The organism is Stenotrophomonas sp. TWI1409 (assembly GCF_039673015.1).
Classification (GTDB): domain Bacteria; phylum Pseudomonadota; class Gammaproteobacteria; order Xanthomonadales; family Xanthomonadaceae; genus Stenotrophomonas; species Stenotrophomonas maltophilia_A.
Genome location: NZ_JBDJKU010000059.1, coordinates 1 through 24,776 on the forward strand (window position 1 = coordinate 1; position 24,776 = coordinate 24,776).

The following is a 24,776-nucleotide window of genomic DNA, read 5'->3' on the forward strand; positions in this document are numbered from 1 at the left end:
GCGGGACCGCGCGGGGGGGGGCGGGCGGCGCGCCGCCCCGGCCCCCGCTCCCGGGCGGGCGCGCGCCGCCCCCCGCCCCGCCACTACCGGTGCATCTGCGCCGGGCATGCGATCATCCTCCCATGAAGATCTATCTTGTCGGCGGCGCCGTGCGCGACCGCCTGCTGCAACGCCCTGCCGGCGACCGCGACTGGGTGGTGGTCGGTGCCACGCCCGCGCAGATGGAGGCGCAGGGCTACACCGCCGTCGGCCGCGATTTCCCGGTGTTCCTGCACCCGAAGACCGGCGAGGAGTACGCGCTGGCGCGCACCGAGCGCAAATCCGGCCGTGGCTATCGCGGCTTCGTGGTCGATGCCGATCCGGCGGTCACCCTTGAAGAAGACCTGCAGCGCCGCGACTTCACCATCAATGCGATTGCCTGCGATGAGGAGACCGGCACACTGGTCGATCCTTACGGCGGCGTACGCGATGTTGAACAGCGTGTGCTGCGGCACGTCGGTCCGGCCTTTGTCGAAGATCCGCTGCGCGTGCTGCGTGCGGCGCGCTTCATGGCACGCTTCGCGCCACTGGGCTTCACCGTCGCCGAAGAGACCATGGCGCTGATGCGCGAGGTCGCCGCCAGTGGCGAGCTGGACGCGCTGGTGCCGGAACGCGTCTGGCAGGAACTGCGCAAGGCGCTGGTCAGTGAACGGCCCTCCGCCTTCCTGCGCACGCTGCACGCTGCGCATGCGTTGGGCCCGATCCTGCCCGAGCTGGAAGCGCTGTATGGCGTGCCGCAGCGTGCCGAATTCCATCCGGAAGTCGACACCGGCATCCACCAGGAAATGGTCAGCGACATGGCCGCGAAACTGGCACCGGGTGATGACCTGGTCGGCTTCGCTGCCCTCACCCACGACCTCGGCAAGGGCCTGACCCCGCCGGAGGAATGGCCACGCCACATCATGCACGAGCAGCGCGGCATCAAACCGCTGAAGGCATTGTGCGCGAGGTTGAAGATTCCCACCGAGCACCAGCAACTGGCCGAAGCGGTCTGCCGCGAGCACTTGAACGTGCACCGCATCGACGAACTGCGCGATGCCACCGTGCTGGAACTGCTGGGTCGCTGCGATGCATTGCGCCGGCCGGAACGCGTGGCCCGCATCGCGCTGTGCTGCGAGGCCGACAAGCGCGGCCGGCTCGGTTTCGAGGACAGCGACTACCCGCAGGGCGAGACGCTCAAGCGCCTGCACCAGGCGGCGCTGTCAGTGCAGGCACGGGATCTGGATACCACGCATCTGAAGGGCCCGGCCATCGGCGAAGCACTGGCCAAGGCGCGGGTGAAAGCCATCGCCGCCGCCCGCTGAAGCCCGGGTAGTGCCGGCCGCTGGCCGGCACCTTCACATCGCCCGTCTATCGACGACGCTTGCGCGAGAAGTGGTCGACTGCATGAGCACCCAACAAGATAGGTTGCATCAAGAGGAAGAGCCAACCACCCAACCGGAGCGTCTCCACCGGATTGAACCGGGTGATGAACGCAGCTGCCAGTGCCAAACCCGCAAGAAGGCCGATCTCATAGACCCACAGCGATCGGTTAGAACGCTTGCCCACGATGCTCCTCTCCATTGAACAGGACGCACTTGCAAACCATCGCCGCCGTCCGGCATCACGGGTAGTGCCGGCCGCTGGCCGGCAACCAGACAATCCCTGGATTCAGTGCGCCATGCCGCGGGTGATCGCCGCTGCACGCTGCTTCAGCTGGGCCACGGCATCGGGAATCATCTCCATGCCCACGTCCAGGCCCGGGTTCAGCACCAGGCCGACGCCGTCGCCGATACCGGCCAACAGCGCATGCACCGTAATCGGCATGGCATGGGCGAACTGCGGCAGCTGCTCGTGCCACAGGCCAGCACGCTCGGGCGCGGTGAACACCGCGAACATCGCCTCGCCGCTCTCGCTGGTCAGCACCAGCGGCGAGATGCTCTCGTCCCAGGCGCCGTCTTCGCCAATGGCCTTGTCCAGCAGCACGAACGCCGTCGAGGTCAGCAGGCCGTCGAGGAACTGCGCTGCGGTCAGCGTGCCGTCCTGGGCCTGCAACAGGCGCACCTCGAGGTCGTTGAGGGGGTCGAACGGGGTGTCGTGGTCCATGGTCGCTTCCGGTACGTGATTGCAGGGCAGACTTTAACAGGCCCGGTCCTCAACCGAGGAATCCGTGCCGCCACAGCCAGCCCAACGCCGCCAGACCGGCCACCACCACCAGCATCAGCGGCAGGCCGAAGCGGTGCCGCCACGAGATCGGCACCCCACCCAGCTGCTGGTCCATGGTGTCGGTGTCCAGCACCCAGCCGTGCCCGCACCGGGTGCAGGCCAGCTCATAACGGCGGTGGTAAGTGAGGCCAAACAGCAGGTCGATGCGCGCCATCCTGTAGCGCAGCTGGGGCGCGAACTCGGTTTCCGTCTGGCAGCGCAGGCAGTGGTGGGCTTCGGTCGGGCCGACCACCATCACCCGTTCCTGCTGGCCGATCAGGATCATGGATCAGCGGCCCTGGCAGGCGGGTTGGGCCAGCAGCCAGGCTTGGGCGGCGGCAAGGGTGGCCGCATCGCCTGTCGTCAATTCATCCGGAGTAATCCTGGCACCGGCGCCAGCGCCAGTGCGGTCTTTCATCACCGCGGTCGTCACTGCCAACACACTGCCATCCACCAGGGGCCGCGTATCGTTGCTTGTCGAGAAGCCCGCTGTCGACTGCCCGAAACTCCGCGTCTGGGGGCGCCCCCTGAATGACAGCATCGTCGCTTCGCCAGAGCTGGCGGTATTCGACCCGACCAGAACGGCGACGGGCGCGCCGGGCTGCTTGAGGGAATACCCCGGTCGACCGAATCCCAGCCTGGGACGACCATCGACCTGCACCATGGTCGGCGTCAGACTCCAGCGCCGCGACCCGTGGGCAGTAGCAAACGACCCGACCTCTTCCACGCCTGTCGACGACGTGCGCAGCAACGGCGCAACACCCAGCAGCATCGGCCACATGTTGCCCCCATGGTTGCCGCGCAGATCGACAATCCAGCCACAGCGATCGCCGCTGTCCTTGCCACGGATGACATCCTGCCATTGCAGCGCGCGCTGGATGTCCTGATTGAACTCGTCCTGCCGCGCAGCCCCCGGCGTGGCGGCATAGCCTTCGATGACCACCCAGCCAATGCGTGCATCGACGGCACCAGTCACTTTCGCCTTGGCAACGGCCTCAGCGCCGACCTGCTTCGAGCGCTCCGTGGCTTCACGCTTGCGTGCAAGCGTCATCCAGACACCATGCCCCCCGGTGCTCTCCACGATGATCTCACGCAGAGCGGTATGCAACGCACCCGGGTACGCCTGCAACGACGCCAGTCGCTTACGAGCGGCAGGCCAGTCCACTTTGTCGCGGTACAAGGCTTCATGCTCGAGCAGATCCAGGATCTGTACCTGCGCTTCCGGCGAAGGTACTTCGGTGGTGGACGCGATGGCGGCCGTTGCGTTGGCTGCCAGAAGGGTCAGTATCAGCGCGCCATTCCCAGGCACTCCCTTGCACATCTGCATGCGACGTTTCCTTGTCGTTGGGTCAGGTTCACAGCATAACCGTGGCGAATCATGCCGCGCCATTATGCGGATAGCCGTTGTAGAGCCGAGCCCATGCTCGGCTGCATGGGACACGATCAAAGCAGCCGAGCATGGCTCGGCTCTACAGGGTCATGGCGCCGGTGGAATCTGTGCCGACCAAGGTCGACACCTACCAGAGCGGGTCTCGTAGCGGCGATGGTAGGTGAGGCCGAACAGCAGGTCGATGCGCGCCATCTTGTAGCGCAGCTGGGGCGCGAACTCGGTTTCCGTCTGGCAGCGCAGGCAGTGTTGGGGTTCGGTTGGGCCGACCACCACCCGCTCCTGCTGGCCGTTCAGGATCATGGATCAGCTGCTCTGGCAGGCGGGCTGGGCCAGCAGCCAGGCTTGGGCGGCGGCAAGGGTGGCTGGTCCGCTGGGGGTAGCCTGATCCGGCTGCATCCTGCCACCGTCGCCCTGGCCGTTACGGTCGGTCATGACGTTGTGGGTCAACAGCAAGGTGGTACCGTCCACCAGCGTCGTCGGTCGATTGCCGGTAGAAAAGCCCGCGCTCGGCTGACCGAAACTACGACTCCCTGGTTGCCCTCGAAACGCGAGTGCCACTGCTTCGCCGGAGCTGGCAGTGCCTGCCCCCATCACCACCGCCACCGGTGCCGTGCCCGCACGCAGCCGATACGCGCCCTGTCGTGAACGCAGCATCGATGCGTTGCCTTGCACGACTTCACCTTCCGCCTGCCGCCACCACAGCAATCCATTGGCACTACGGAAAGCGCCGATCAACGCTCCCTGCGTATCCGACGTTCCATGCAGCAATGGCAACAAACCAAACAACATCGGCCACATGTTGCCGCCGCCATTGCTGCTTACATCCACTACCCAGCCGCACCGCATTCCGTCATCCAGGCCAGCGATACGCTCCTGCAACGCCAGCGCGTAGACCTTGCGTGCTTCATAACGTTCCGATTCGCTGCGTTGCAGGTCTTCCACGAAGGGGCTCACCCGCAGCACGCCGATGCGGGGATTGACGTGTCTGGGGGCAGCGAGGTCGGTCGCCTGAGCGGCATTCAAGCGCTGAGCACGTTCGGAGCGCTGACGCTGCTCGCTTGGTGAAAACCAACGGCCGTGGCCTCCGCTGCTGCGTGCGGCGGCCTCATCCAGAACACGGCGCTGTTGTGCGCGGTCATCGCCTGCGGCGTTCAGGCGTGCGCGCACGTCGTTCCAATCGACGCGGCCACGGTACAAGGACTGGGTTTCCAACAATTGCAGCATCTGCTCACGCGCCTCGGGCGACGGCAGCTCCACTGTTTCCTCTGCAACAGCGGCCGCAGATGAAAGCAGCAGCGTGGCGAGCATGGCGGCACGAACATTCCTTAGGTCCAGCATCGACGATTCCTTGTCATGTATCGAAGCCTTAGGATAGCCGTGGCGGGATCGATCTCGCCACGCACCAGTGTTCTATAGAGCCGAGCCCATGCTCGGCTCTGTGGGAGTGGACCGAAGCAGCCGAGCATGGCTCGGCTCTACAGGGTCATGGCAGCGGAGAGAGTCGTGCCGACCAAGGTCGGCACCTACCAGAGCAAGGTCATGGCGCCGGTGGAATCTGTGCCGACCCAGGTCGGCACCTACCCAATCCTGCGGTGGTCACCAGTCCGCGCGCAGGCCGATGTTGCCTTCGATGATGCGGCGCTTCTCGTTGCGGTCGCCGCCCAGCTCGCACGTGTAGTCGGCCACGGCGTACGCACTGATGGTGCGGTTGAAGCGCCCGACCACACCTACGCCGGCTTCCAGTGCGCGCGAGCGCTGCGAATTGATGATCGTGTCGTTGTCGAAGCCGACGCGGTCCTCGCCAGAACGGCCATGCCAGTAATTGAGCTTGAAGTACGGTTGCCAGCCGTTGTCGGCCAACTGGTAATCGCCGGCCAGGCGTAGGCCGATGCGGCCGGTCCAGGCATTGTCGTTGTCGAAACGCACGCTCGATACTTCATCGCGACGGTCGTCCAGCGAGGTGCGCTGCCAGATCACCTGCACCTGCGGTTCCAGCCACCATGCGGACTGACCGAAGTGCAGCAGCGGCTTGCCGGCCTCCACCGACACGCTGGTGCCGTCGCCGCTCAGGCCGAAGCCGAGCCCGCGAGAGGAACGTACGCGGCCGTCGTAACGGCTCTGCATCGCCACGGCGTCGATGTACCCCCCGCTGCTGTCGGTGAACGTCCAGTACAGGCCCACGTGCTTGTCATCCAGGCGGTTCTGGCCCACCTGTACGTTCTCCCAGCCGAGTGCCAGGCCGGTGGTCTTGCCCTGCGCGCGGGTGCGGCCGACGAACACGCCGATCTGATTCCGATGGCTGTCATTGGCCGTGGCCCACACATCGAGGCCGGCCTGCAGGCCCATCACATCGCCATCGAAGCCCGGCTGCGCATCGCCCTTCCAATGGATCTCGCTGCTCTGCCCCACCAACCGGCCCCAGGCCGTGCGGAATGCGCCCTTGTTGTACAGCAGGCGCTGCTCGCCCTGCCGCTCATGGAACGTGCCGAGGCTGGCCAGCGAGGTCTCGCGCAGCAGCGGCGGCACCACGGCGTAGGTGGCGGTTTCCACGCGGTACAGCGGTACCACTGCGCCCTCGGCGGGGCGTGCACCCGGCGTCGGCGGCGCACCGGTTCCGGGCAGCGCTCCGCCAGCCACCGGCACGTCCGGCACCGCTGGATCACTGGGCGGCGCCACCGGCACGGGCTCCGGCGGCGGTGGTGGCGGCGCGGTCTCGCCTGCGGTCAGATCCGGATCGGTGGCGCCTTCGGGCGGCGGTGGCGGTGCCGGGGTGATCGGTGGTGGGGGTGCGACGGGTGGCGTCGGCGGCGGCGGCGCGCCATTGATACCGCTTCCGTTGGGCGCCGGTGCAGGCCCGGCCACCACGGTCGAGCGCAGGTACCAGTTCTCGCTGGTACCGGCACTGACACCGCCCTTGAACAGGAAGTACTCGTAGGCACCGGCCGCCACCGGTGCGAACAGCGAAAACGCGCCCGGCGCGGTGCGACCACCATTCAGGGCCTGCACCACCAGGATGCCATCGGCCAACGTGGCCGCTCCACTGCCTCCAGCGTTGATGACGCCGATGCCGGTCGTGCCGGTGGCGACACCGCCATCGATCACCAGTCGATCGCTGGTGGAATTGTCCGCACCCAGCACGGTACGCAGGTACAGGCCGCCACCGTCACCGCGGTAGTTGCCACGCACGGTGAACACGTCGCCAGCGCCGGCACCGGTCAGGTCGATGCGCCCGGCATTGACCATCTCCACCAGTGTGCCACTGTTGAACGGACGGACGGCATGGCCGCCACTGCCCGCGTAGACAGTGCTGGTGTCATCCACCGTGAGCGTGCCGGTGCCGGTTCCGCTGTCACCCAGCACCAGATCACCATCGAAGCTCAGCTCGGTGCTGTTGGCCAGGCTGATTGTCTCCCAGTTCTGGAAGCGTCCCACGCCCGCAGCCTTGACGTTGTTGAAGTTGAGCTGATCGATGCCACTGCCACCGTCGAACAGCGGCACTGCACCAAGGTTGCCCTGGTTGAGGTTGCTGAGGTTGGCCACGTCGTTGTCCGGCCCCATGTCGATCGCGCCGTAGACGATGCCGCCGCCGTTCCAGTTGAAGGTGTCGTTGCCGGTGCTGAGCAGTACCTGGCCGCGCACGGTGCCATCGGTGATGGTCACGCTGTCGGCACCACCACTGACACTGATGTTGCCGCCGATGTAGGCCGTACCCGAGATGATGATGGTGTCGGTGTCGAAGCCGGTGACCACGTTGCCCTCAACGATGCCGCCGGACTGATCCCACAGATTCTTGTCCAGCTTCATGTTGACGCGGCCGATGCGGCCAGCGGTCATCCAAGCCTGGTCGCCATCCTCGAACGCACCGACGATGCGGCCACCGCTCATGCGGAAGGTATCGATGTTGTCACCCTGCTGGAGGGCCCCGACGGTGCCGCCGGTCATGACGAAATCGTCGCGGCCGCTGCCCTGCACCACCACGCCGGTGACGGTGCCGCCGGTGACAGTCATCTGGTCATCGCCACCGCCCTGGTCGACGCTGTCGATCGTGCCGTCACTGAGCAGCAGCACATCGTTTCCATCGCCCTGCAGTACGCCTCCGGTGATGCTGCCGGCCTGCATCTCGAGGCGATCGTTGCCCGCATCGAACTGCACGCCGGTCTGACCACTGATCGTTCCCCGATTGACCAGCACGCTGTCGCCTGCGCCGATGAACTGCAGGGCAATGTTGTTGCCGGTGCTGATGCTGCCGCGGTTGTCGACGCGGCTGCCGCCCCCAAGCTGCACGGCCGCACCGCCCACCGAACTGATCGCGCCCTGGTTTGACAGCAGGTGACCACCGGCACCGACCAGCGCGAGGGCCGATCCACCACCACTCTGCTGCAACTGGGCACCATTGCCGACGTTGACGGTGACGCCAGCCGCGCCACTGGCGGTAACGGGAGTGGTCTGCGGATTCGGTGCGTTGGCATCACAGGTGACCGTCTGGCCGGCGGTCGGTGTCGAGTTGTTACAGCCGGCCCAGGCGACGCTGGCGGTCGTCAGAAGCAGGGAGGGAACGGCGAGGGCCTGCAACACGGAAACAGCAAGGCGGCGCGGGCGGAACGCACGCGGAACGGCACGGGACATGGGGCACTCCTGGACGGGAAATCAGGAACTGCGTATGTGCGGCACTGCGCTTGCAGTCTGCCGTGTGGTGAACCGTTTCGACAGGTGAACTTGCGTGCAGAGAATCACAGTTCAGATGTGAAATCGCCCGGTCCTCACGCCAATGTGATGTGGCTGAAATCGTTCATTTTTTGGCACTTGGGAATCACGCGCAAAGCATCCACGCATGGCGTGGATCTACTGACCCTGCATTGCCAATCGATTCACTCATGGCACCTGGTAGATCCACGCCATGCGTGGATGCCGTTGGCGGATGGGGTCAGATCTTCAGATAGATCTTCCGCCGGTCCAGCCACCACGCCACGCCCCACCACAGCGCGACGAACGCCAGCGCCTGCAGCATCGACGCCAGCTCAAGCGCCTGCGGCATCGCGGTGGCAAGCTGCTGCCAGATCCAGCCCCAGGCGCCGGTCGCCATCAACACCACCGACATCACCGATGCGCCCAGATAGGCGGTGATTGCATTGACCCCGAAGCGCCGGCCCAGCGCCGGCCAGCCCTTCTGGTCGATCAGCACGTGGCCCAGCCACAGCGCCAGCGCCGCAAGACCGCCCGTCCACAGCACGTAACTGGGCGTCCACAGCTGTTTGTTCAGCGGCAACAAGATGGCCAGCAACAGGCCGAGCACAGCGGTCGCCACGCCCAGCCCGGCCAATGCCGCCGAACGCCCATTGCGCAGCAGGCCACCGGCAAGCAGGCCGAGCACCGTGCTGGCCAGCGCGCCCAGCGTACTCAGCAATCCTTCCGGGTCATGTCCGAGCCCGGTATCGGCATGCCACTGGTAGATCCACGGTGCGAACAGCGCGGTATCCAGGCGACTGGCCGGATTGGTCCACGGCGCCAGATCGCCGACGCCCAGCAGCACGGTATACCCCACCAGCAGACTGACCAGTACGGCCGCCTGTGCGCGCGGACGCGCATACACCGCGAGCACGCCCACCAGCGCCGCGCATACCGCGATCCGCTGCAGCACACCCCAGATGCGGAAGTGATGGGTATCCAGCGCCCACCAGATCAGCAGGTGCAGCAACGCACCGGCCACCAGGATGCGCAGTGCGCGCTCCAGAACGCCGCGCGCCAACGCGGGTCGCGCCGCCGTGTCCAGCGCGCGTGGCGCCACGCTGAAGGCCATCGACACGCCCACCAGGAACAGGAAGAACGGGAACACCAGGTCGGTGGGCGTGCAGCCATGCCATTCCGAATGACGCAGCGGCGCGAACACCGCGCTCCAGTCACCCGGGTTGTTGACCAGCAGCATTGCCGCCACGGTGATGCCGCGCAGGGCATCGATCGAGCCCAGGCGGCGCGGCGGCATACTGTTCATCAAGCGGCCTCGTATTGTCCGGCAATCCAGGTGCCACGCACCTGCAGGGCATCGTCCAGCAGCACCAGGTCGGCCTGGTAACCCTCGGCGATGTGGCCCAGACGATCGTCAACGTTGAGGAACTGCGCCGGATAGGTCGAGGCCATGCGCGCGGCTTCGGCCAGTGGCTGGCCGAGCAGCTGCACGGTGTTGCGCACCGCGGTGGCCATGTCCAGCGCCGAGCCCGCCAGCGAACCGGCGGCATTGCGCACCACGCCGTCGATGGCGGTGATGGTTTCGCCGTACAGCACGTACCTGGGATCGTCGGCGCCAACCGGCGGCATCGCATCGGTGACCAGCAGCAGGCGGCCGCGTGGCTTGGCTGCCAGCGCCACGCGCAGGCTGGCCGGATGCACATGCACGCCATCGACGATGATGCCGATCCAGCTGTCGCGGTCTTCCAGCGCAGCGCCCACCGCGCCGGGCTCACGGCCCTGCAGCGGCGACATCGCGTTGTACAGGTGGGTGAAGCCACGCACGCCTGCATCCAGACCGGCGCGGATCTCTTCGTAGGTGCCTGCGGTATGCCCAGCGGCAACGATCACGCCGCGCTCGACCAGCGCGCGAATGGTCTCCAGCGGCACGCGTTCCGGTGCCAGCGTCAGCAGTGTCACACCGTTGTCCAGCGATGCGGCCAGCGCGATCTCTGCTTCGTCTGGCACACGGAACTTGCTGGCATCGTGCGTACCCTTGCGGGCCGGCGCGATGTACGGTCCTTCCAGATGGATGCCGATCACGCCTGGCACACCCTGCGCGATCGCCTCGCGCATCGCATCGATGGCTTCACGCATCACGCCCACGTCGTCGCTGATCAGCGTCGGCAGCATCGCGGTGGTACCGAAGCGGCGGTGCGCCTGCGCGATGGTGCGCAGTGCCGCCACGTCTGGCGTGTTGTTGAACAGCGCGCCGCCGCCACCATTGACCTGCACATCGATGAAACCGGGCAGCAGCCAGCCACCGCTCAGATCAACCTGCTCGGCGGCCTGGCCCAGCTGCGGCGCTGCATCGGGCAGCAGCGCGCTGATGCGGCCATGCTCGATCACGACCGCCAGATCGTCGCGGAACTCGTCGCCTGCCAGGATGCGGGCATTGCGCAGGACCGTGGCCATCACACCGTCTCCGTGACCTTGTTCAGGTGCGGCGGCAGATCCGGGTTGAAGCCACGACGCAGCGCCAGCGCGTTGATCGCGCGGTAGAAGCTCTGCACGGTCAGCAGCGGTGCGCACAGCGGATGCGGCGCGGCCGCTACCGGCAGGTTGCCACCGGCACCGGCCATCCACACCTGTGCACCGCGCGCGGTGAATTCCTCGACGACGGCACGGGTGCCGGCGCCGGTTTCATCAGGCTGCGCAAAGGCCAGCACCGGGAAACCGCGGTCGACCAGCGCCATCGGGCCATGCTTCACTTCAGCCGAGCTGTAGGCTTCGGCATGCAGGCTGCAGGTTTCCTTGAATTTCAGCGCGGCTTCCTGCGCCGCGCCCAGGCCCAGGCCACGGCCGAGCACGAACAGGTTGGTCGCCTCGACCAGGCCCTCGGTCACCGGCGTCCAGTCGCACTGCCAGGCCTCGCGCATCGCGTCCGGCAGCAGGTCCAGCGCCGCACGCAGGCTTGCGTCCTGCTTCCAGTAGGCAGCCAGCTGCAGCAGCGCGGCCAGGGACGCCAGGTAGCTCTTGGTCGCCGCCACGCTCTTTTCGGCACCGGCATGCAGCGGAATGACCGTATCGGCCAGCTGCGCCAGCGGCGAATCCTCGACGTTGACCAGTGCGATCACGCGCGCGCCGGCGGCCTTGGCAGCTTCCGCGTTGCGCAGCAGGTCCGGGCTCTTGCCCGACTGCGAGATGACGATGAACAGCGCGCCACGCAGCTGCAGCGGTGCGGCATAGACCGAACCCACCGACGGCGAAGCCGATGCGACCACCAGGCCCAGCTGGGTTTCCAGCAGGTACTTGCCATAGGTGGCGGCATGGTCGGAGCTGCCGCGTGCGCAGGTGACCACGAACGGCGGCGGCGCCGCACGCAGGCTGGCGGCCAGGGTTTCCATGGTGGCGTGGTTGCGCGAGAACTGGCGCGCGACCACGTCGGCCGCTTCAGCGGCTTCGGCGAACATCAGGGTGGACGTGGGGTCTGACAGCGACATGGCAGGCTCAGGCAGGATCGGAAGGAAGGGGGCGTGCGCCGACCGGGCGCATCGGCGCGGTCGAACCGCGCACCACCAGCTGCGGCACGAAGCCCTGGTTGTGCAGCGGTGCCGGCGCATCGTCATAGGCGTCGCTGCGCAGCTGTGCGATCAGCAGGCGCGCGGCGTGGCGGGCGATGTCTTCGGTGGCCTGTTTGGCGGTGGTCAGCGGCGGCCACGACTGGCGCGAGAACGGGCTGTCCTCGAAACCGGCGATGGACAGGTCATACGGCACGTTCATGCCGGCCGACTTGGCGGCGGCCAGCACACCGGCGGCGATTTCGTCGTTGGAACCGAAGATGGCCGTGGGCGGCTCGCGCAGCGCCAGCAGGCGGCGCGCGCCGCGGAAACCATCGTCGAAGGTGTAGTCGCCCTGCACCACCAGATGCTTGTCCACGGTCATGCCGTAGTCCTTCAGCGCGGCTTCGTAACCGGCATAGCGTTCGCCCGAGGAGCGGTGCGAGATGCCGCCCCAGAGGAAGCCGATGCGCTGGTGGCCCAGCTGGATCAGGTGCTCGGTGATCTCGTAGGCGGCCTCGCGGTCGTCGACGAATACGCAGGCACCATCGGCCGGGTCTTCGGTGGCCGCAATGATGCGCACCAGCTTGATGCCGCGCGCGGTCAGCGCCTGGATCAGGTCGCGGCGCTCGGACATCGGTGCGGTCAGCACCAACCCGGCCAGGCGCGAACGCTGCACCCAGTCGGCCAGCTCATCGGCCAGCAGCGGCGAGCTGGAATCGCAGGGATGGATCTGCAGGCCGAAACCGGTCTCGCGGCACGCGGCCAGCACGCCGTTCTGCACGCCGATGATGTGGTACGGGTTCGGGTTGTCGTAGACCAGCCCGATCACGAAGGTGGTGCCGCTGCGCAGGTTGCGCGCGGACGGATCGGGTTCGTAGTCGAGCTCGGCGATGGCACGCAGCACCCGCGCGCGGGTGGCCTGCATCACCGAGGGCTCGTTGTTGATCACGCGCGAGACCGTCTTCAGCGAGACCTTGGCTTTCTCCGCAACGTCCTTGATAGTCGCTCTGCGCATGGGTTTTCCCTGGGGTTGGCTGCCGTCCATCATCGCCGATCAGGCCTTGTCCTGCGGCAGGCCGGCGCGATGCCCGATCACCGAATAGAACAGGATGTACAGGTAGCACGGCACCATCAGCAGCACGAACACCAGCTGGAAGTCGATGTGCTGCTTGAGCACGGCGAACAGCTGCGGAATGATCGCGCCACCGGCAATACCCATCACCAGCAAGGCCGAGCCGGTCTCGGTGAAGCGGCCCAGGCCGCGGATCGCCAGCGGGAAGATCGCCGGCCACATCATGGCGTTGGCAAAGCCCAGCAGGGCCACGAAGGCCACTGACACGTAGCCGTGGGTGGCCCAGGCGCCGAGGCAGAACACCACGCCCAGCACCGCTGAAATGGTCAGGTAGCGCGACTGCGAGACCACCTTGGGAATCAGCAGCAGGCCGACCACATAGCCGACCAGCATCGCGCCCAGCGTGAGCGAGGTGAACATCTTGGTCTGGTCCAGCGGCAGGTCGAAACCATGGCCGTAAGTACCAATCGCATCACCGGCCATCACCTCCACGCCCACGTAGACGAACAGGCACAGCACGCCCAGCCACAGGTGCGGGAACTGGAAGATGCTGCGGCGCTCGGCGGCACCGGCAGTCGCCGGCGTGGCGTTGGCTTCGGACGACTTGATTTCCGGCAGCGGCGAGAACAGCACCGCCACCGCCAGCACCACCAGCAGCGCAGCCATCGCCAGGTACGGGGTGTGGATCTTGGCGGCAAACTCGTTCAGCAGCGCGGCCTTTGTGACCGCATCTGCGGCCTGCACCTGTGCATCGAGGTCACCGATGCCGTGCAGCACCAGCGTGCCGATCAGCACCGGCGCCAGCATGCCGGCGATCTTGTTGCAGATGCCCATCAGCGCGATGCGGCGTGCCGCTGTCTCGATCGGGCCGAGGATGGAGATGTAGGGGTTGATCGCGGTCTGCAGCAGCGCCAGGCCGCTACCGATCACGAACAGGCCGCCGAGCGCCCCCGGATACCAGCGCTGGGTGGCGAATTCACCGAACAACGCAGCACCACCGGCCATCACCAGCAGGCTCAGGCTGAGGCCCTTCTTCATGCCGGTGCGGCGCAGGATCCACGACGCCGGCAGGGCCAGGAAGAAGTAGGACAGGTAGAACACCATCAGCACCAGGAAGGCGCCGACCTCGCTGAGTTCGAAGGCGAGCTTGACGAAGGTGATCAGCGGGCCGTTGAGCCAGGTGAAGAAGCCGATCAGGAAGAACAACACGCCAACGATGGCGATGGAAGTGGCCACGTTCGGGCGCGCGCTTGCAGCGGGGACGGCGGACATCAGGAGGGCTCCTGCGGCGACGGCCGCAGAACGCGGCGTCGGAGAGTGGCTGGGAACAACGTTGTCACATTCTTTCGATGGACAGCTGCGGTTTGTCAACTTCCACACGCAGCCCTGTGAACCTCGTGCTGCACTGCGCAACCCGATCGCAACGCATCGTGCTGAATGCGCCGGAGGCCTTGGCCCATGTGCAGCAACGGTTCCCACGTGAAACCCGCACTCACGCCATGTAAACGTTTACTGCATGTCGCATTCGTTGCGATGCAGCAACGAAAGTGTCACGAACTCGTTGACATCGTTGTCAGCGGGGTTACAGACTCCGCCCCAATCGCCGCCCCCGATCCCGGGGCCGGCCCCACCTGCAGCAGGAGCCCGCGTGACCGCCAGCCACCCCGCCCCGGCCCATGTCCTGTCCCGAGTCGCGCCGACGTTCCTGGCCGCCGACGTCGGTGGCACCCATGTGCGCGTGGCCCGGGTCCAGGCCAGCGGTGATGCCGCCCATCCGGTGCAGGTGCTGGAGTACCGCAAATACCGCAACGCCGACCATGCCGGCCTCAGCGCGATCCTGTCCGACTTCCTCGGCGAAGGCCCGCGGCCCACGCATTGTGTGGTCGCCAGTGCCGGCTACGCCCGCGAGGACGGCACGGTGATCACCGCCAACCTGCCGTGGCCGCTGTCGGCGCGCCAGGTGGAAGCCGACGTCGGCCTGCAGCGGGTCTACATCGTCAACGACTTCGAAGCCGTGGCCTACGCCGCCGCGCAGGTTGACGCCAGTGGCGTGCTGCACCTGTGCGGACCGGAAACCGCCGCCCGCGGCCCGACCCTGGTGGTCGGCCCCGGCACCGGCCTCGGCGCCGCGCTGTGGATCCCCACCGCGCACGGCCCGGTGGTGCTCCCGACCGAAGCCGGGCAACCGACCCTGGCCGCCAGCACCGAACTGGAAATGGCCATCGTCCGCCACATGCAGCGCGACCGCGCGCACGTGTCGATCGAACACGCGATCTCCGGCCCCGGCCTGATGAACCTGTACCGCGCAGTGTGTGCACTGCAGGGGCAGGCACCGACGCTGGCCAGCCCCGATGCGGTCACCGCCGCTGCCATGGCCGATACCGATGCGCACGCGCGCCAGGCGCTGGATGTGTTCTGCGGCCTGCTCGGCAGCACCATCGGCGACATGGCGCTGTTCTATGGCGCCCACGGTGGCGTCTACCTGGCCGGCGGCATCCTGCCGCAGATCCGCGAATACCTGCACGCCAGCACCTTCGTCGAACGCTACCTGCAGAAGGGACCGATGGGCGAAGCGCTGGCACGCATCCCGGTGAAGGTCGTCGAGCACGGCCAGCTGGGCGTGGTCGGCGCTGCCAGCTGGTACCTGCAGCAGTCGGCCGCCTGACACCGCAACAGGCTTCAACGCAATCGCAGCACGCAGTACGTGGCACGCCAACGCACGGGACTTCGCCGCCGCCCCGCGCATGTCATCGCAACCGTAATCGAACACCGCCGCCGGCATCCAATCGAGTGATGAGGAGAGACATCATGAACACCCGCAAGACCCTGCTTTCGGCCGCCATCGTCAGCTGCCTCGCCTTCAGCGCGCACGCGCAGCAGGCCACCCAGACCGCCACCGACCTGGATACCGTGCAGGTCACCGGCATCCGTGGTTCGATGGAAAAATCGCTGGACACCAAGCGCGAAGCCAATGCGCGCGTGGAAGTGGTCACCGCCGAAGACGTGGGCAAGCTGCCCGCGCACAACGTCGCCGACACCCTGCAGCGCCTGCCGGGTGTGAACATCAGCTCGTCCAGCGCCGACGAAGGCGGCTTCGACGAAGCCGACCGTGTCAGCCTGCGCGGCACCAGCCCGAGCCTGACCCAGACCCTGATCAACGGCCATACCGTCGGCTCGGCCGACTGGTTCGTGCTCAGCCAGGGCAACAACGTCGGCCGCAGCGTCAGCTACTCGCTGCTGCCATCGGAACTGGTCAGCTCGGTGGAAGTGAACAAGTCCTCGCAGGCCAAGCTGCAGGACGGCGGCACCACCGGTACCGTCAACATCATCACCCGCAAGCCGCTGGAATTCTCCAAGCAGTTCACCGCGGAAGGCTCGATCGGCGCGGTGCGCTCGGACCAGGCCAAGTCGAACGACCCGCAGCTGTCGGCGCTGTTCAACTACAAGAACGATGAAGGCACCTTCGGCGTGATGCTGCAGGCCTTCAGCCAGAAGCGCGAGCTGCGCCGCGAAGCGCAGGAAATTCCGGGTGGCTTCTTCACTATCGAAGCCAACGATCCGGTGGCCAAGACCAACCCGGATCTGCTCGGCGTACAGGTTCCGGGCCTGCTGGGCTCAACCCTGTTCGAGCAGACCCGCAAGCGTACGGGTGGCCTGGTCTCGCTGCAGTTCAAGCCGACCGATGATCTGAGCTTCGTACTCAGCGGCTTCAGCTCCAAGCTGAAAGCCAACAACTACAACCGCAACTTCATGATGTTCGGCAACAGCTTCGGCAAGTCGCAGGCGCCTGATCCGGGCTATGTGGTGAAGGATGGCGTGCTGACGCAGGCCAGCTACAAGGGCATGCCCGACACCAACTACGCGGTGTACGACATGATCTACCGCGAGTCGACGGCCAAGACCAACTACATCACCCTGGATGCCGACTGGCAGGTCAGCGAAAACCTGACTGCGAAGTTCCAGGCCGGTACCACCAAGGGCACTGGCGAAACGCCGCGCCAGTACATCGCCGAGCTGTTGACTGCAAAGGGTGGCGGCGCCAGCTGGACCACCCATGGCAACGGCTCGCCGGTGGACTGGAATGTGGGGGGCGATATCAGCCCTGCCGGCGCCAGCTGGGGCGGCACCTGGGGCAACCAGCAGGTCACTGCGATCGACAAGGAAAAGTGGGCCAACGTCGATTTCAGCCAGTACTTCAACGCAGGCGTGCTGAGCTCGATCGATTTCGGCGCGCGCTACGCCGACCACACACGTGAAGCAAAGTCGCCGGAAGGCGCCACCCCTGGCAACATCTGGGACGCCCTGCGCGGCAGCCCCACCGCCAACTACCCGGGTGGCTTCGCCGGCGACATCGGTGGCAACTTCCCACGCAACATCTGGTACTACACCCCGGCAGCACTGCGTAATGCGGTGACCAACAACTCCGAATGGCTGTCGGGCAATGACGGTCCGGATGGCCGCCACAACTATGGCGCCGAATGGAAGGTGACCGAAAAGAACTTCGCCGCCTACGTGCAGGGCAACTTCAGCGGCGACCGCTGGAGCGGTAACGTCGGCCTGCGCTACGTCAACATCAAGCAGGACATCGATACCTACGCCACCGCCATGGGCTCGACCGTGCCGGACGTGAAGAGCCTGTTCGGTGCGTGGACCCGCGAAGCCTTCGAGAACAAGCACAACCGCGTGCTGCCGAGCGCGAACTTCAAGTACGACCTGCGCGACGACCTGGTGCTGCGCCTCGCCGCCTCGCAGACCCAGACCCTGCCCGACTACTCCGCACTGGGTGCGTCTTCGTACGGCTCGGATCTGAACCGAAAGGGCGGCGGCGGCAATCCGAAACTGAAGCCGGTGATCTCGACCAACTTCGACGCCAACCTGGAGTGGTACTTCATGCCGCGCGGCATGCTGTCGGTCGGTGCCTACTCGATGCGCCTGAAGGACTACGTGGCCTTCAGCACCGAGAAGCAGATGCTGTTCAGCGAGCTGACCAACCAGCTCGAGGAGTACGACATCTCGCGTCCGAAGAACGCCGACGGCAAGGTGCGCGGTATCGAAGTGGCCTATGAACAGCCGATCGGCGAATACTTCGGCGTCAACGCGAACTACACCTACGCTGATGGCAGCACCGAGCACACCTGGGCCGATGGAACCGACAACCTGCTCGGCACCTCGAAGAACACCTACAACGTGGGTGCCTACTTCGAGAACGACACCTTCGGTGCACGCGTCAGCTACACGCGCCGCTCGTCGTTCCTGATCGGCCTGTCCGGTGCCAACCCGTACTACCAGGATGACTTCGGCACGCTGTCGGCATCGCTGAGCTACAAGGCCACCGACTGGCTGAGCATCAGCTTCGATGCGCTCAACCTCAACAACCCGACCTACAAGTACTACCAGACCGCGGCCATCCCGACCTCGTTCTACAGCAACGGCCGCCAGTACTACCTCAACTTCCGCTTCAAGTACTGATCCAGCGGCGGCAACATCGCCGAGTCGTGCACGCACGCCGGGCCTGGGTCATTCCGGGCCCGGCGTTTTTCATGTATAGCGTTCATCGCACCGTTCCAAGGAGTCGTTCCGATGGTCAAGCCTTCCCGCGCCCGGATGCGCAGCGCAGTGCTGCTGGGCAGCCTGCTCGCCCTGCTGCCGGCACTGCCGGCACTCGCCGCCGATCCCACGCCTGCCGCTGAAGCACCCGGCCCGCAGCTGCGCGCCGGCAGCCTGATGCTGATTCCCGCCCCCAGCAATGTGCAGGCCGGCCAGGGCAGCGGCATCACCGTCCGCGCCGACACCGTGCTGCAGGCCGAAGGCCAAGTCGCGCAGCGCGTCGCCGCCCAGTTCGCCGGCCTGCTGGCCCGCAGTGGTGGCCCGCGCCTGGTCCTGGCCAAGGGCAAGGCTGCAGCCAAGACCGGCAGCATCCGCTTCCAGATCGTGCCCACCTTCCGCGACAGCGGCGAAAGCTACACGCTGGAGAGCACCGCGCAGGGCGTGCTGATCCAGGCCGGCAACGAAACCGGCCTGTTCTATGGCGCGACCACCCTCGCCCAGCTCGCCACCGGCGGCAGCAACGGGGTGCTGCCAGCGGTGCAGATCCAGGATGCGCCACGCTTCAGCTGGCGCGGCTTCATGCTCGACTCGGCACGGCATTTCCAGAGCCTGGACGAGATCAAGCGCGTGCTCGACGCAATGGCTGCGCACAAGCTCAACACCTTCCACTGGCACCTTACCGATGACCAGGGCTGGCGCATGGAGATCAAGCGCTACCCGAAGCTGACCGAAGTGGGCAGCTGCCGCCTCCCGGCCGGCGATGGCGGCATCGATCCGGTCAGCGGCCAGGAGCATCCGTACTGCGGCTTCTACACGCAGGACCAGATCCGCGAAGTGATCGCCTATGCCGCGAAGCTGCATATCCAGGTGATCCCGGAAATCGATGTCCCGGGCCACGCGACTGCCGCGATTGCTGCGTATCCGGAGCTGGGCACCATCGATACGCCGTTGAAGCCGATCAGCGAATGGGGCGTGTTCCCCAACCTGTTCAACACTGAAGACAGCACCGTCACCTTCCTGGAAAACGTGCTGGAAGAAGTGATCGACCTGTTCCCGGCCAAGTACGTGCACGTCGGTGGCGACGAGGCGGTGAAGGACCAGTGGGAAGCGTCGAAGCAGGTGCAGCAGCGCATGCGTGCGCTGGGCATCAAGGATGAAATGGCCATGCAGAGCCACATCATCAAGCGCCTGGAGACCTTCCTGGAGGAGCACGACCGGCGCCTGATCGGCTGGGATGAGATCCTCGAAGGCGGGCTGCCGCCGCAGGCCACGGTGATGTCCTGGCAGGGCACCGAAGGCGGCCTGGCCGCGGCCAGCGCCGGCCATGACGTGATCATGTCGCCGGTCGGCTACCTCTATCTGGATTACCTGCAGACGGCCTCGCCGAACGAACCGCCGGGCCGTCCGAGCCAGGTCAATCTCGGCAAGCTCTACAACTTCGAGCCGGTGCCGGCCGAACTGGCCGCAGACAAGCGCGGGCACATTCTCGGCCTGCAGGCCAACATGTTCACCGAGCACACGCGCAGCTATGCGCGCCTGCAGCACAACCTGTTCCCGCGCCTGGCCGCTGTGGCCGAGACCGGTTGGAGCACGCCGGAACATCGCGACTTCCGCGATTTCCTCGCACGCCTGCCGGCACAGCTGCAGCGCTACCGTGCCTGGGGCCTGGCCTATGCGCAGACCCCGTTCGAAGTAGGCGTGGACTACACCGATGATCGTGCGAAGAACACCGTGACCGTGTCGCTGGCCAATCCGCTGGGCTATGAAGTGCGCTACAGCACCGATGGCCAGCCGGTGACCGCGCAGTCCGCGCTGTACCAGCAGCCGCTGACGGCGCAGCTGCCCGCCGCCGTGCAGGCCGCCGCGTTCTACCAGGGCCAGATGCTGGCCGCGAAGCCGACGGTTGCGGACTTCACTGCGCAATCGCTGCTCAGCCGCCGCAGTGATGAACTGCTCAGCTGCGTGGGCAAGAAGGGGCTGGTGCTGCGCCTGGAAGACGATGGCCCCCGCGAAGGCAACCGTGCGGTGTTCAACGTGGACATCTTCCAGCCGTGCTGGCGCTGGCCGCAGGCGCAGCTGGACGGCATCGGCAGCGTGGAAGTGCGTGCAGGTCGCATCCCGTACTACTTCCAGCTGGCCCACGACGAGCCCAAGCGTCGCTTCGAGAAGGCCAAGCGCGCGCATGGCGAGATGCAGGTGCGTCGCGGCGACTGCAGCGGCAAGGTGCTGGCTGAGGTACCGCTGCCGGCCAAGCCCGATGCCGATGGCTTCGTGACACTGCGTGCAGCGCTGCCGAAGGGTACCCAGGGCACCGGTGACCTGTGCATCAACTTCACCGGCGATACGCGCCCGGCGATGTGGGTGCTGGATGAGGTCACGCTGGGGAAGTAATGACAGGTCTGTCATGGTGGGTGCCGACCTTGGTCGGCACCCCGGGCAGTTCATCCACGCATGGCCACGCATGGCGTGGATCTACGGATTCCATCCGCGCATGGCGTGGATCTACCGGTAGGTGCCAACCTTGGTTGGCACGCCTTTACCCGCGCCAGCGCAGCAGCAGGTCGCGCATCGGGGTCAGTGCAGTGGCCATGCCGGCCAGCACGCCAATGGTGTTGGCCAGCGCATCCATTGGGTCGGCCATGCGGTTGCTGGTCAGCGCGCCCTGCGCGAACTCGATGCCGATGCCCATCAGCACCAGGCCCACGCCCACCCACAGCAGCGGGCGGCCCCGACGGAACAGCTGCACCGCGCTGCCGGCCAGGATGAAATAGGCGAGGAAGTGTTCGCCCTTGTCGCTGTTTTCCGGCAACGGAATCGGCGGTGGTGGGATCAGGCAGACCACGATCACCAGCAGTACTGCCGCCGCCCACAGCGCGGCCCAGAGCCGGGGCCGCCGCAGCGGCTTGATCACCGGCAACGCGTGGCTCACAGGCGCCAGCTCAGATCACCCAGCTCGAAGGCCGGTTCGAAGTCGACGCCACGCTGCAGGCCGATAGCCTGGAAGCGCTCGCCCATCTCCGTCGGCAGGGTCAGCTTCTTCACCTGGTCGCGCAGCTGGATGCGGCCGACCTCATCGGTGCGTTCCTCGGCCAGCAGCAGCACCTGGTCCAGGCCGTTGCCAAGCAGGAAACTGGCCTGGCTGCAGTAACCGGCCAGCTCGAAACCGCCGTGCATGCCGGCCTCGGCCATCGCCGTGAAATCCACCGACGCCGTGATGTCCTGCAGGCCCGGCCAGCGGTGCACGTCGTTGTGCACGTGGTGGCGGTAGAACGCACGCACGGTGCCATCGTCGCGGTCGTGCTGGTAGAACTCGCCGCGGTTGTAACCGTAGTCGACGAACAGCATCGCGCCACGCTGCAGGCCACCGGCGACCGCCTGCAGCCAGTACGGCAGCTGCGGCAGCACTTCGGAGCGGTAGCCCTCGGCGAAGGGCTTTTCCAGATAGCGCTCGATGTGGCGTACCGCGCCATTGAGCAGGATGTCGGCCGGCTGCGCGCCGCGGATGAAGTTGCCTTCGGCATCCAGCTCGACGGTTTCCTCGTAGACCTCGCCATCGCGGATCAGGAAGCGCGGGGTCGGCAGCGCGTCGATCACCTCGTTGGCAAACACCACGCCCTCCCAGTCCTCCTCGAACGGGCGGTCGACCCAGTCCACGCGCGCCGCCAGCTCGGCCGGCAGGTTCTGCTGCAGGCGCTGCTGCTGGCGCTCGCGCAGGTCGGCGCTGGGTTCGAGGATGGCGTAGCGCGACGGCAGCGCGTCCAACTCAGCCAGGCGCAGCAGCACCGCTTCGGCGAAGGCGCCGGTACCACCGCCCAGTTCCAGCATCCGCGCCTGCGCACCCAGCTGGGCGAACACCGGCGCCAGCGCATTGGCCACGCCGCCCGCGAACAGGCTGCCGAGCTCGGGCGCGGTGGTGAAGTCACCGCTGCCACCGAACTTGCTGGCGCCGGCGCTGTAATAGCCCCAGCCGGGGGTGTACAGGCACAGTTCCATGAAGCGCGAGAACGGCATCGCCCCGCCCTGCGCAAGGATTTCGGCGCGCAGGGCGGCGGCCAGCTGGTCGCTGTGGGCCAGGGCATCGGCTTCGGGCAGGGGGAAGGTGGGCTGCATGGCGTCTTCGAATGCGGTGACAATGGTGCACAGGATAGCCGAGCCTTGGAGGACCCTCGATGAGCGACACCCACCCCGTGGTCCTGATCACCGGCAGCGCGCGCCGGATCGGTGCGGCCATCGCCCGCCAGTTCCATGCCTGTGGCTGGTCGGTGGTGCTGCACGCCAACACCTCCAGCGCGGAGCTGCAGCAGGCCGCGTTCGATTTCGACAACGTGCGCCCGGGCAGCGTGCTGGCCCTGCAGGCCGACCTGCGCGACGCCGACGCCCTGGCCGACCTGGTGGAGCAGGCCGTCACCCACTTCGGGCGACTGGATGCACTGGTCAACAACGCCTCCAACTTCTTCCCCACCCCGCTCGGCCAGGTCACCGCCGAGGCGATGGACGAGCTGTATGCGGTCAATGCGCGCGCGCCGCTGCTGCTGTCACAGGCGGCGGCGCCCTACCTGCGCCGCCAGCAGGGCTGCATCGTCAACCTGACCGACCTGCACGGCACCGACCCGATGCGCGACCACATCGCCTACACCATGGCCAAGGCCGCGCTGGAGATGGCCACCCGCTCGCTGGCGCTGGAGCTGGCGCCGAAAGTGCGGGTCAATGCGGTAGCGCCGGGGGCGATCCTGTGGCCGGAACAGGGCAAGGACGATTTCGCCCGCGAGGCGCTGCTGGCACGCACGCCGCTGGCACGGATCGGCACGGTCGAGGAGATCGCCGAGGCGGTCTACTGGCTGGTGGCCGAAGCCAGCTTCGTCACCGGCCACACCCTGCGCGTGGATGGTGGGCGAACGGTCAGTTGAGGTAGTGCCGGCCGCTGGCCGGCAACCTCCGTCATCCGAGGTCCACCACCTCGAACGCCTCGCCAAACTGTCTGTGCGCACGCCACAGCGTTGCCAGGTCCTGCCCGCTGACCGGGTCGATGAAGCCCGGCGCGATGTCCGCCAGCGGCTTCAGCACGAAGGCATGCTTCAGTTCCGGGCGCGGAATGCGCAGGTGGCCGGGGCCTTCCACCACCAGGTCGCCGTAGAACACCACGTCGATGTCCAGGGTCCGGTCGGAGAAGCGCGGCCCGCTGCGATCGCGGCCATGCGCGTCTTCCAGCGCATGCAGCCAGTCGTCCAGTTCCTGCAGCGGCAGATCGGTCTCGATCGCCACCGCATTGTTGAGGAAGGCCGGGCCATCGAAGCCGACCGCGGCAGTACGGTAGGCGGGTGACACCTGCAGTGCGCCAAAGCGCTCGCGCAGGGCCGTCACCGCGGCGTGGAGGTAGCGGCGGGGCTGGACGTTGCTGCCCAGGCTCAGGAGCACGGTGGTCATGCGGTTCAGGTGACGGCACTTGAGGGGGCGTGGACATGCCGTCGTCACGGCGGCCTGCCTACAATCCGGGACGCACATGATAGGGCACCGACATGACCTATTGCGTTGGAATCGAGGTGGACGAAGGCCTTGTCTTCGCTGCCGACACCCGGACCAATGCCTCGCTGGACGATGTGCGCGTGCACCGCAAGCTGCACGTGTTCGAGTACCCCGGCCAGGCAGCCTACGTGCTGATGGCGGCTGGCAACCTGGCCACCACCCAGCTGCTGGTGTCACGCCTGGGGCGCGACGCCGGTGAACGGCGCACGCCCAACCTGCGCGACATGACCCATCTGTTCGAAGCTGCCGAGTACGTCGGCCAGCTGCTGGTGGACAGCCAGGTGCACAGCAGCCACAGCGAGCACGGCCATGACGGGGTCAACACCCAGGCGACGCTGATTTTCGGTGGCCAGATCGCTGGCGAGCGGCCCGGGCTGTACATGATCTACCCGCTCGGCAACGCCATCGCCGCTTCGCCGGAGACGCCCTATCTTCAGATCGGTGAGTCCAAGTACGGCAAGCCCATCCTGGACCGCATCCTCAGCCCGGCCACACACCTGGAGGATGCCGCGCGTACGGCGATCGTCTCGCTGGACTCCACCATCCGTTCCAACCTGTCGGTGGGCCTGCCGATCGATCTGGCGCTGCTGCGCGACGGCGAGCTGCGCATCGGCCAGCAGCTGCGGCTGGGCGCGGATTCGGCGTTGTATGCCGATATTCACCAGAACTGGTCGCGGCGGCTGGAACAGGCGGTGGACGCGCTGCCACGCTTCCCGTGGGAAACCCTGGACCGGTAGTGGCCGGCGGCAGCCCCCACCAGGGGCCACCCCCCGCGAGAACAACACGCTCTCGCGGG

The 24,776-nt window shown here is 66.7% G+C and carries 21 protein-coding genes; 6 read left to right on the plus strand and 15 right to left on the minus strand.

The window, feature by feature from the left end; genetic code table 11:
- The first annotated feature begins 122 nt into the window (after nucleotides 1–122).
- Entirely contained in the window at nucleotides 123–1,343 is a 1,221-nt protein-coding gene (locus tag ABE423_RS16520; protein ID WP_180838423.1) for a multifunctional CCA addition/repair protein, read from the plus strand.
- 46 nt (nucleotides 1,344–1,389) lie between these two features.
- On the opposite strand, the gene ABE423_RS16525 is transcribed toward ABE423_RS16520, so the two are convergent.
- The 12 genes from ABE423_RS16525 to ABE423_RS16580 form a co-directional block, all read right to left on the minus strand.
- Entirely contained in the window at nucleotides 1,390–1,587 is a 198-nt protein-coding gene (locus tag ABE423_RS16525) for a hypothetical protein (RefSeq protein WP_125895627.1), read from the minus strand.
- A gap of 102 nt (nucleotides 1,588–1,689) precedes the next feature.
- Nucleotides 1,690–2,124 (minus strand): SseB family protein, encoded by a 435-nt coding sequence (locus ABE423_RS16530; protein WP_253145333.1) that lies wholly within the window; start codon nucleotides 2,122–2,124, stop codon nucleotides 1,690–1,692.
- 49 nt (nucleotides 2,125–2,173) lie between these two features.
- A complete protein-coding gene (locus tag ABE423_RS16535; protein WP_125895629.1) occupies nucleotides 2,174–2,509 on the minus strand; it encodes a hypothetical protein in 336 nt (111 codons plus the stop codon).
- A gap of 3 nt (nucleotides 2,510–2,512) precedes the next feature.
- Entirely contained in the window at nucleotides 2,513–3,550 is a 1,038-nt protein-coding gene (locus ABE423_RS16540; RefSeq protein ID WP_346486786.1) for a S41 family peptidase, read from the minus strand.
- Nucleotides 3,551–3,700: 150 nt separating this feature from the next.
- Nucleotides 3,701–3,913 (minus strand): hypothetical protein, encoded by a 213-nt coding sequence (locus tag ABE423_RS16545; protein ID WP_125895630.1) that lies wholly within the window; start codon nucleotides 3,911–3,913, stop codon nucleotides 3,701–3,703.
- A 3-nt stretch (nucleotides 3,914–3,916) separates the two neighbouring features.
- Nucleotides 3,917–4,921 (minus strand): S41 family peptidase, encoded by a 1,005-nt coding sequence (locus ABE423_RS16550; protein ID WP_346486788.1) that lies wholly within the window; start codon nucleotides 4,919–4,921, stop codon nucleotides 3,917–3,919.
- 288 nt (nucleotides 4,922–5,209) lie between these two features.
- Entirely contained in the window at nucleotides 5,210–8,239 is a 3,030-nt protein-coding gene (locus tag ABE423_RS16555; RefSeq protein ID WP_346486790.1) for an autotransporter outer membrane beta-barrel domain-containing protein, read from the minus strand.
- A gap of 298 nt (nucleotides 8,240–8,537) precedes the next feature.
- Nucleotides 8,538–9,602 (minus strand): heparan-alpha-glucosaminide N-acetyltransferase domain-containing protein, encoded by a 1,065-nt coding sequence (locus ABE423_RS16560; RefSeq protein ID WP_346486792.1) that lies wholly within the window; start codon nucleotides 9,600–9,602, stop codon nucleotides 8,538–8,540.
- The gene (gene nagA, locus ABE423_RS16565; RefSeq protein WP_253145343.1) at nucleotides 9,602–10,750 is read right to left on the minus strand and encodes an N-acetylglucosamine-6-phosphate deacetylase; all 1,149 of its coding nucleotides are present in this window, start codon (nucleotides 10,748–10,750) and stop codon (nucleotides 9,602–9,604) included. Before nagA ends, ABE423_RS16560 begins: the two co-directional genes overlap by 1 nt.
- Nucleotides 10,750–11,778, minus strand: coding sequence for an SIS domain-containing protein (locus tag ABE423_RS16570; RefSeq protein WP_049400482.1), 1,029 nt, complete (start codon nucleotides 11,776–11,778; stop codon nucleotides 10,750–10,752). Before ABE423_RS16570 ends, nagA begins: the two co-directional genes overlap by 1 nt.
- Nucleotides 11,779–11,785: 7 nt before the next feature.
- Nucleotides 11,786–12,853, minus strand: a complete 1,068-nt coding sequence (locus tag ABE423_RS16575; protein ID WP_032128950.1) for a LacI family DNA-binding transcriptional regulator — start codon at nucleotides 12,851–12,853, stop codon at nucleotides 11,786–11,788.
- A 39-nt stretch (nucleotides 12,854–12,892) separates the two neighbouring features.
- The gene (locus ABE423_RS16580) at nucleotides 12,893–14,182 is read right to left on the minus strand and encodes a sugar MFS transporter (protein ID WP_346486795.1); all 1,290 of its coding nucleotides are present in this window, start codon (nucleotides 14,180–14,182) and stop codon (nucleotides 12,893–12,895) included.
- A gap of 376 nt (nucleotides 14,183–14,558) precedes the next feature.
- On the opposite strand from ABE423_RS16580, the gene ABE423_RS16585 reads away from it, so the two are divergent.
- From ABE423_RS16585 to ABE423_RS16595, 3 genes are all read left to right on the plus strand, one after another.
- Nucleotides 14,559–15,575, plus strand: coding sequence for a glucokinase family protein (locus ABE423_RS16585; RefSeq protein ID WP_346486797.1), 1,017 nt, complete (start codon nucleotides 14,559–14,561; stop codon nucleotides 15,573–15,575).
- Between the two features lie 143 nt (nucleotides 15,576–15,718).
- The gene (locus ABE423_RS16590; RefSeq protein WP_134951779.1) at nucleotides 15,719–18,379 is read left to right on the plus strand and encodes a TonB-dependent receptor; all 2,661 of its coding nucleotides are present in this window, start codon (nucleotides 15,719–15,721) and stop codon (nucleotides 18,377–18,379) included.
- A gap of 111 nt (nucleotides 18,380–18,490) precedes the next feature.
- The gene (locus tag ABE423_RS16595; RefSeq protein WP_346486799.1) at nucleotides 18,491–20,848 is read left to right on the plus strand and encodes a family 20 glycosylhydrolase; all 2,358 of its coding nucleotides are present in this window, start codon (nucleotides 18,491–18,493) and stop codon (nucleotides 20,846–20,848) included.
- 145 nt (nucleotides 20,849–20,993) lie between these two features.
- Here the strand turns inward: ABE423_RS16595 and ABE423_RS16600 are convergent, their stop codons facing one another.
- Both ABE423_RS16600 and ABE423_RS16605 read right to left on the minus strand, forming a co-directional pair.
- Entirely contained in the window at nucleotides 20,994–21,386 is a 393-nt protein-coding gene (locus ABE423_RS16600; protein WP_032130419.1) for a membrane protein, read from the minus strand.
- On the minus strand, nucleotides 21,383–22,567 hold the full coding sequence (locus ABE423_RS16605; RefSeq protein ID WP_336685949.1) for an SAM-dependent methyltransferase: 1,185 nt from the start codon (nucleotides 22,565–22,567) through the stop codon (nucleotides 21,383–21,385). The genes ABE423_RS16600 and ABE423_RS16605 overlap by 4 nt, the downstream gene beginning before the upstream one ends.
- Before the next feature lie 59 nt (nucleotides 22,568–22,626).
- Here ABE423_RS16605 and ABE423_RS16610 point away from each other — a divergent pair, with 59 nt between their 5' ends.
- Nucleotides 22,627–23,364, plus strand: a complete 738-nt coding sequence (locus tag ABE423_RS16610) for a pteridine reductase (protein ID WP_024957037.1) — start codon at nucleotides 22,627–22,629, stop codon at nucleotides 23,362–23,364.
- Between the two features lie 31 nt (nucleotides 23,365–23,395).
- On the opposite strand, the gene folK is transcribed toward ABE423_RS16610, so the two are convergent.
- Nucleotides 23,396–23,881: a 2-amino-4-hydroxy-6-hydroxymethyldihydropteridine diphosphokinase gene (gene folK / locus ABE423_RS16615; protein WP_164138662.1), complete on the minus strand. Its 486-nt coding sequence runs from the start codon at nucleotides 23,879–23,881 to the stop codon at nucleotides 23,396–23,398.
- Nucleotides 23,882–23,973: 92 nt separating this feature from the next.
- Between folK and ABE423_RS16620 the strand changes: the two genes are divergently transcribed.
- A complete protein-coding gene (locus ABE423_RS16620) occupies nucleotides 23,974–24,717 on the plus strand; it encodes a 20S proteasome subunit A/B (RefSeq protein WP_149908680.1) in 744 nt (247 codons plus the stop codon).
- Nucleotides 24,718–24,776 lie beyond the last annotated feature (59 nt).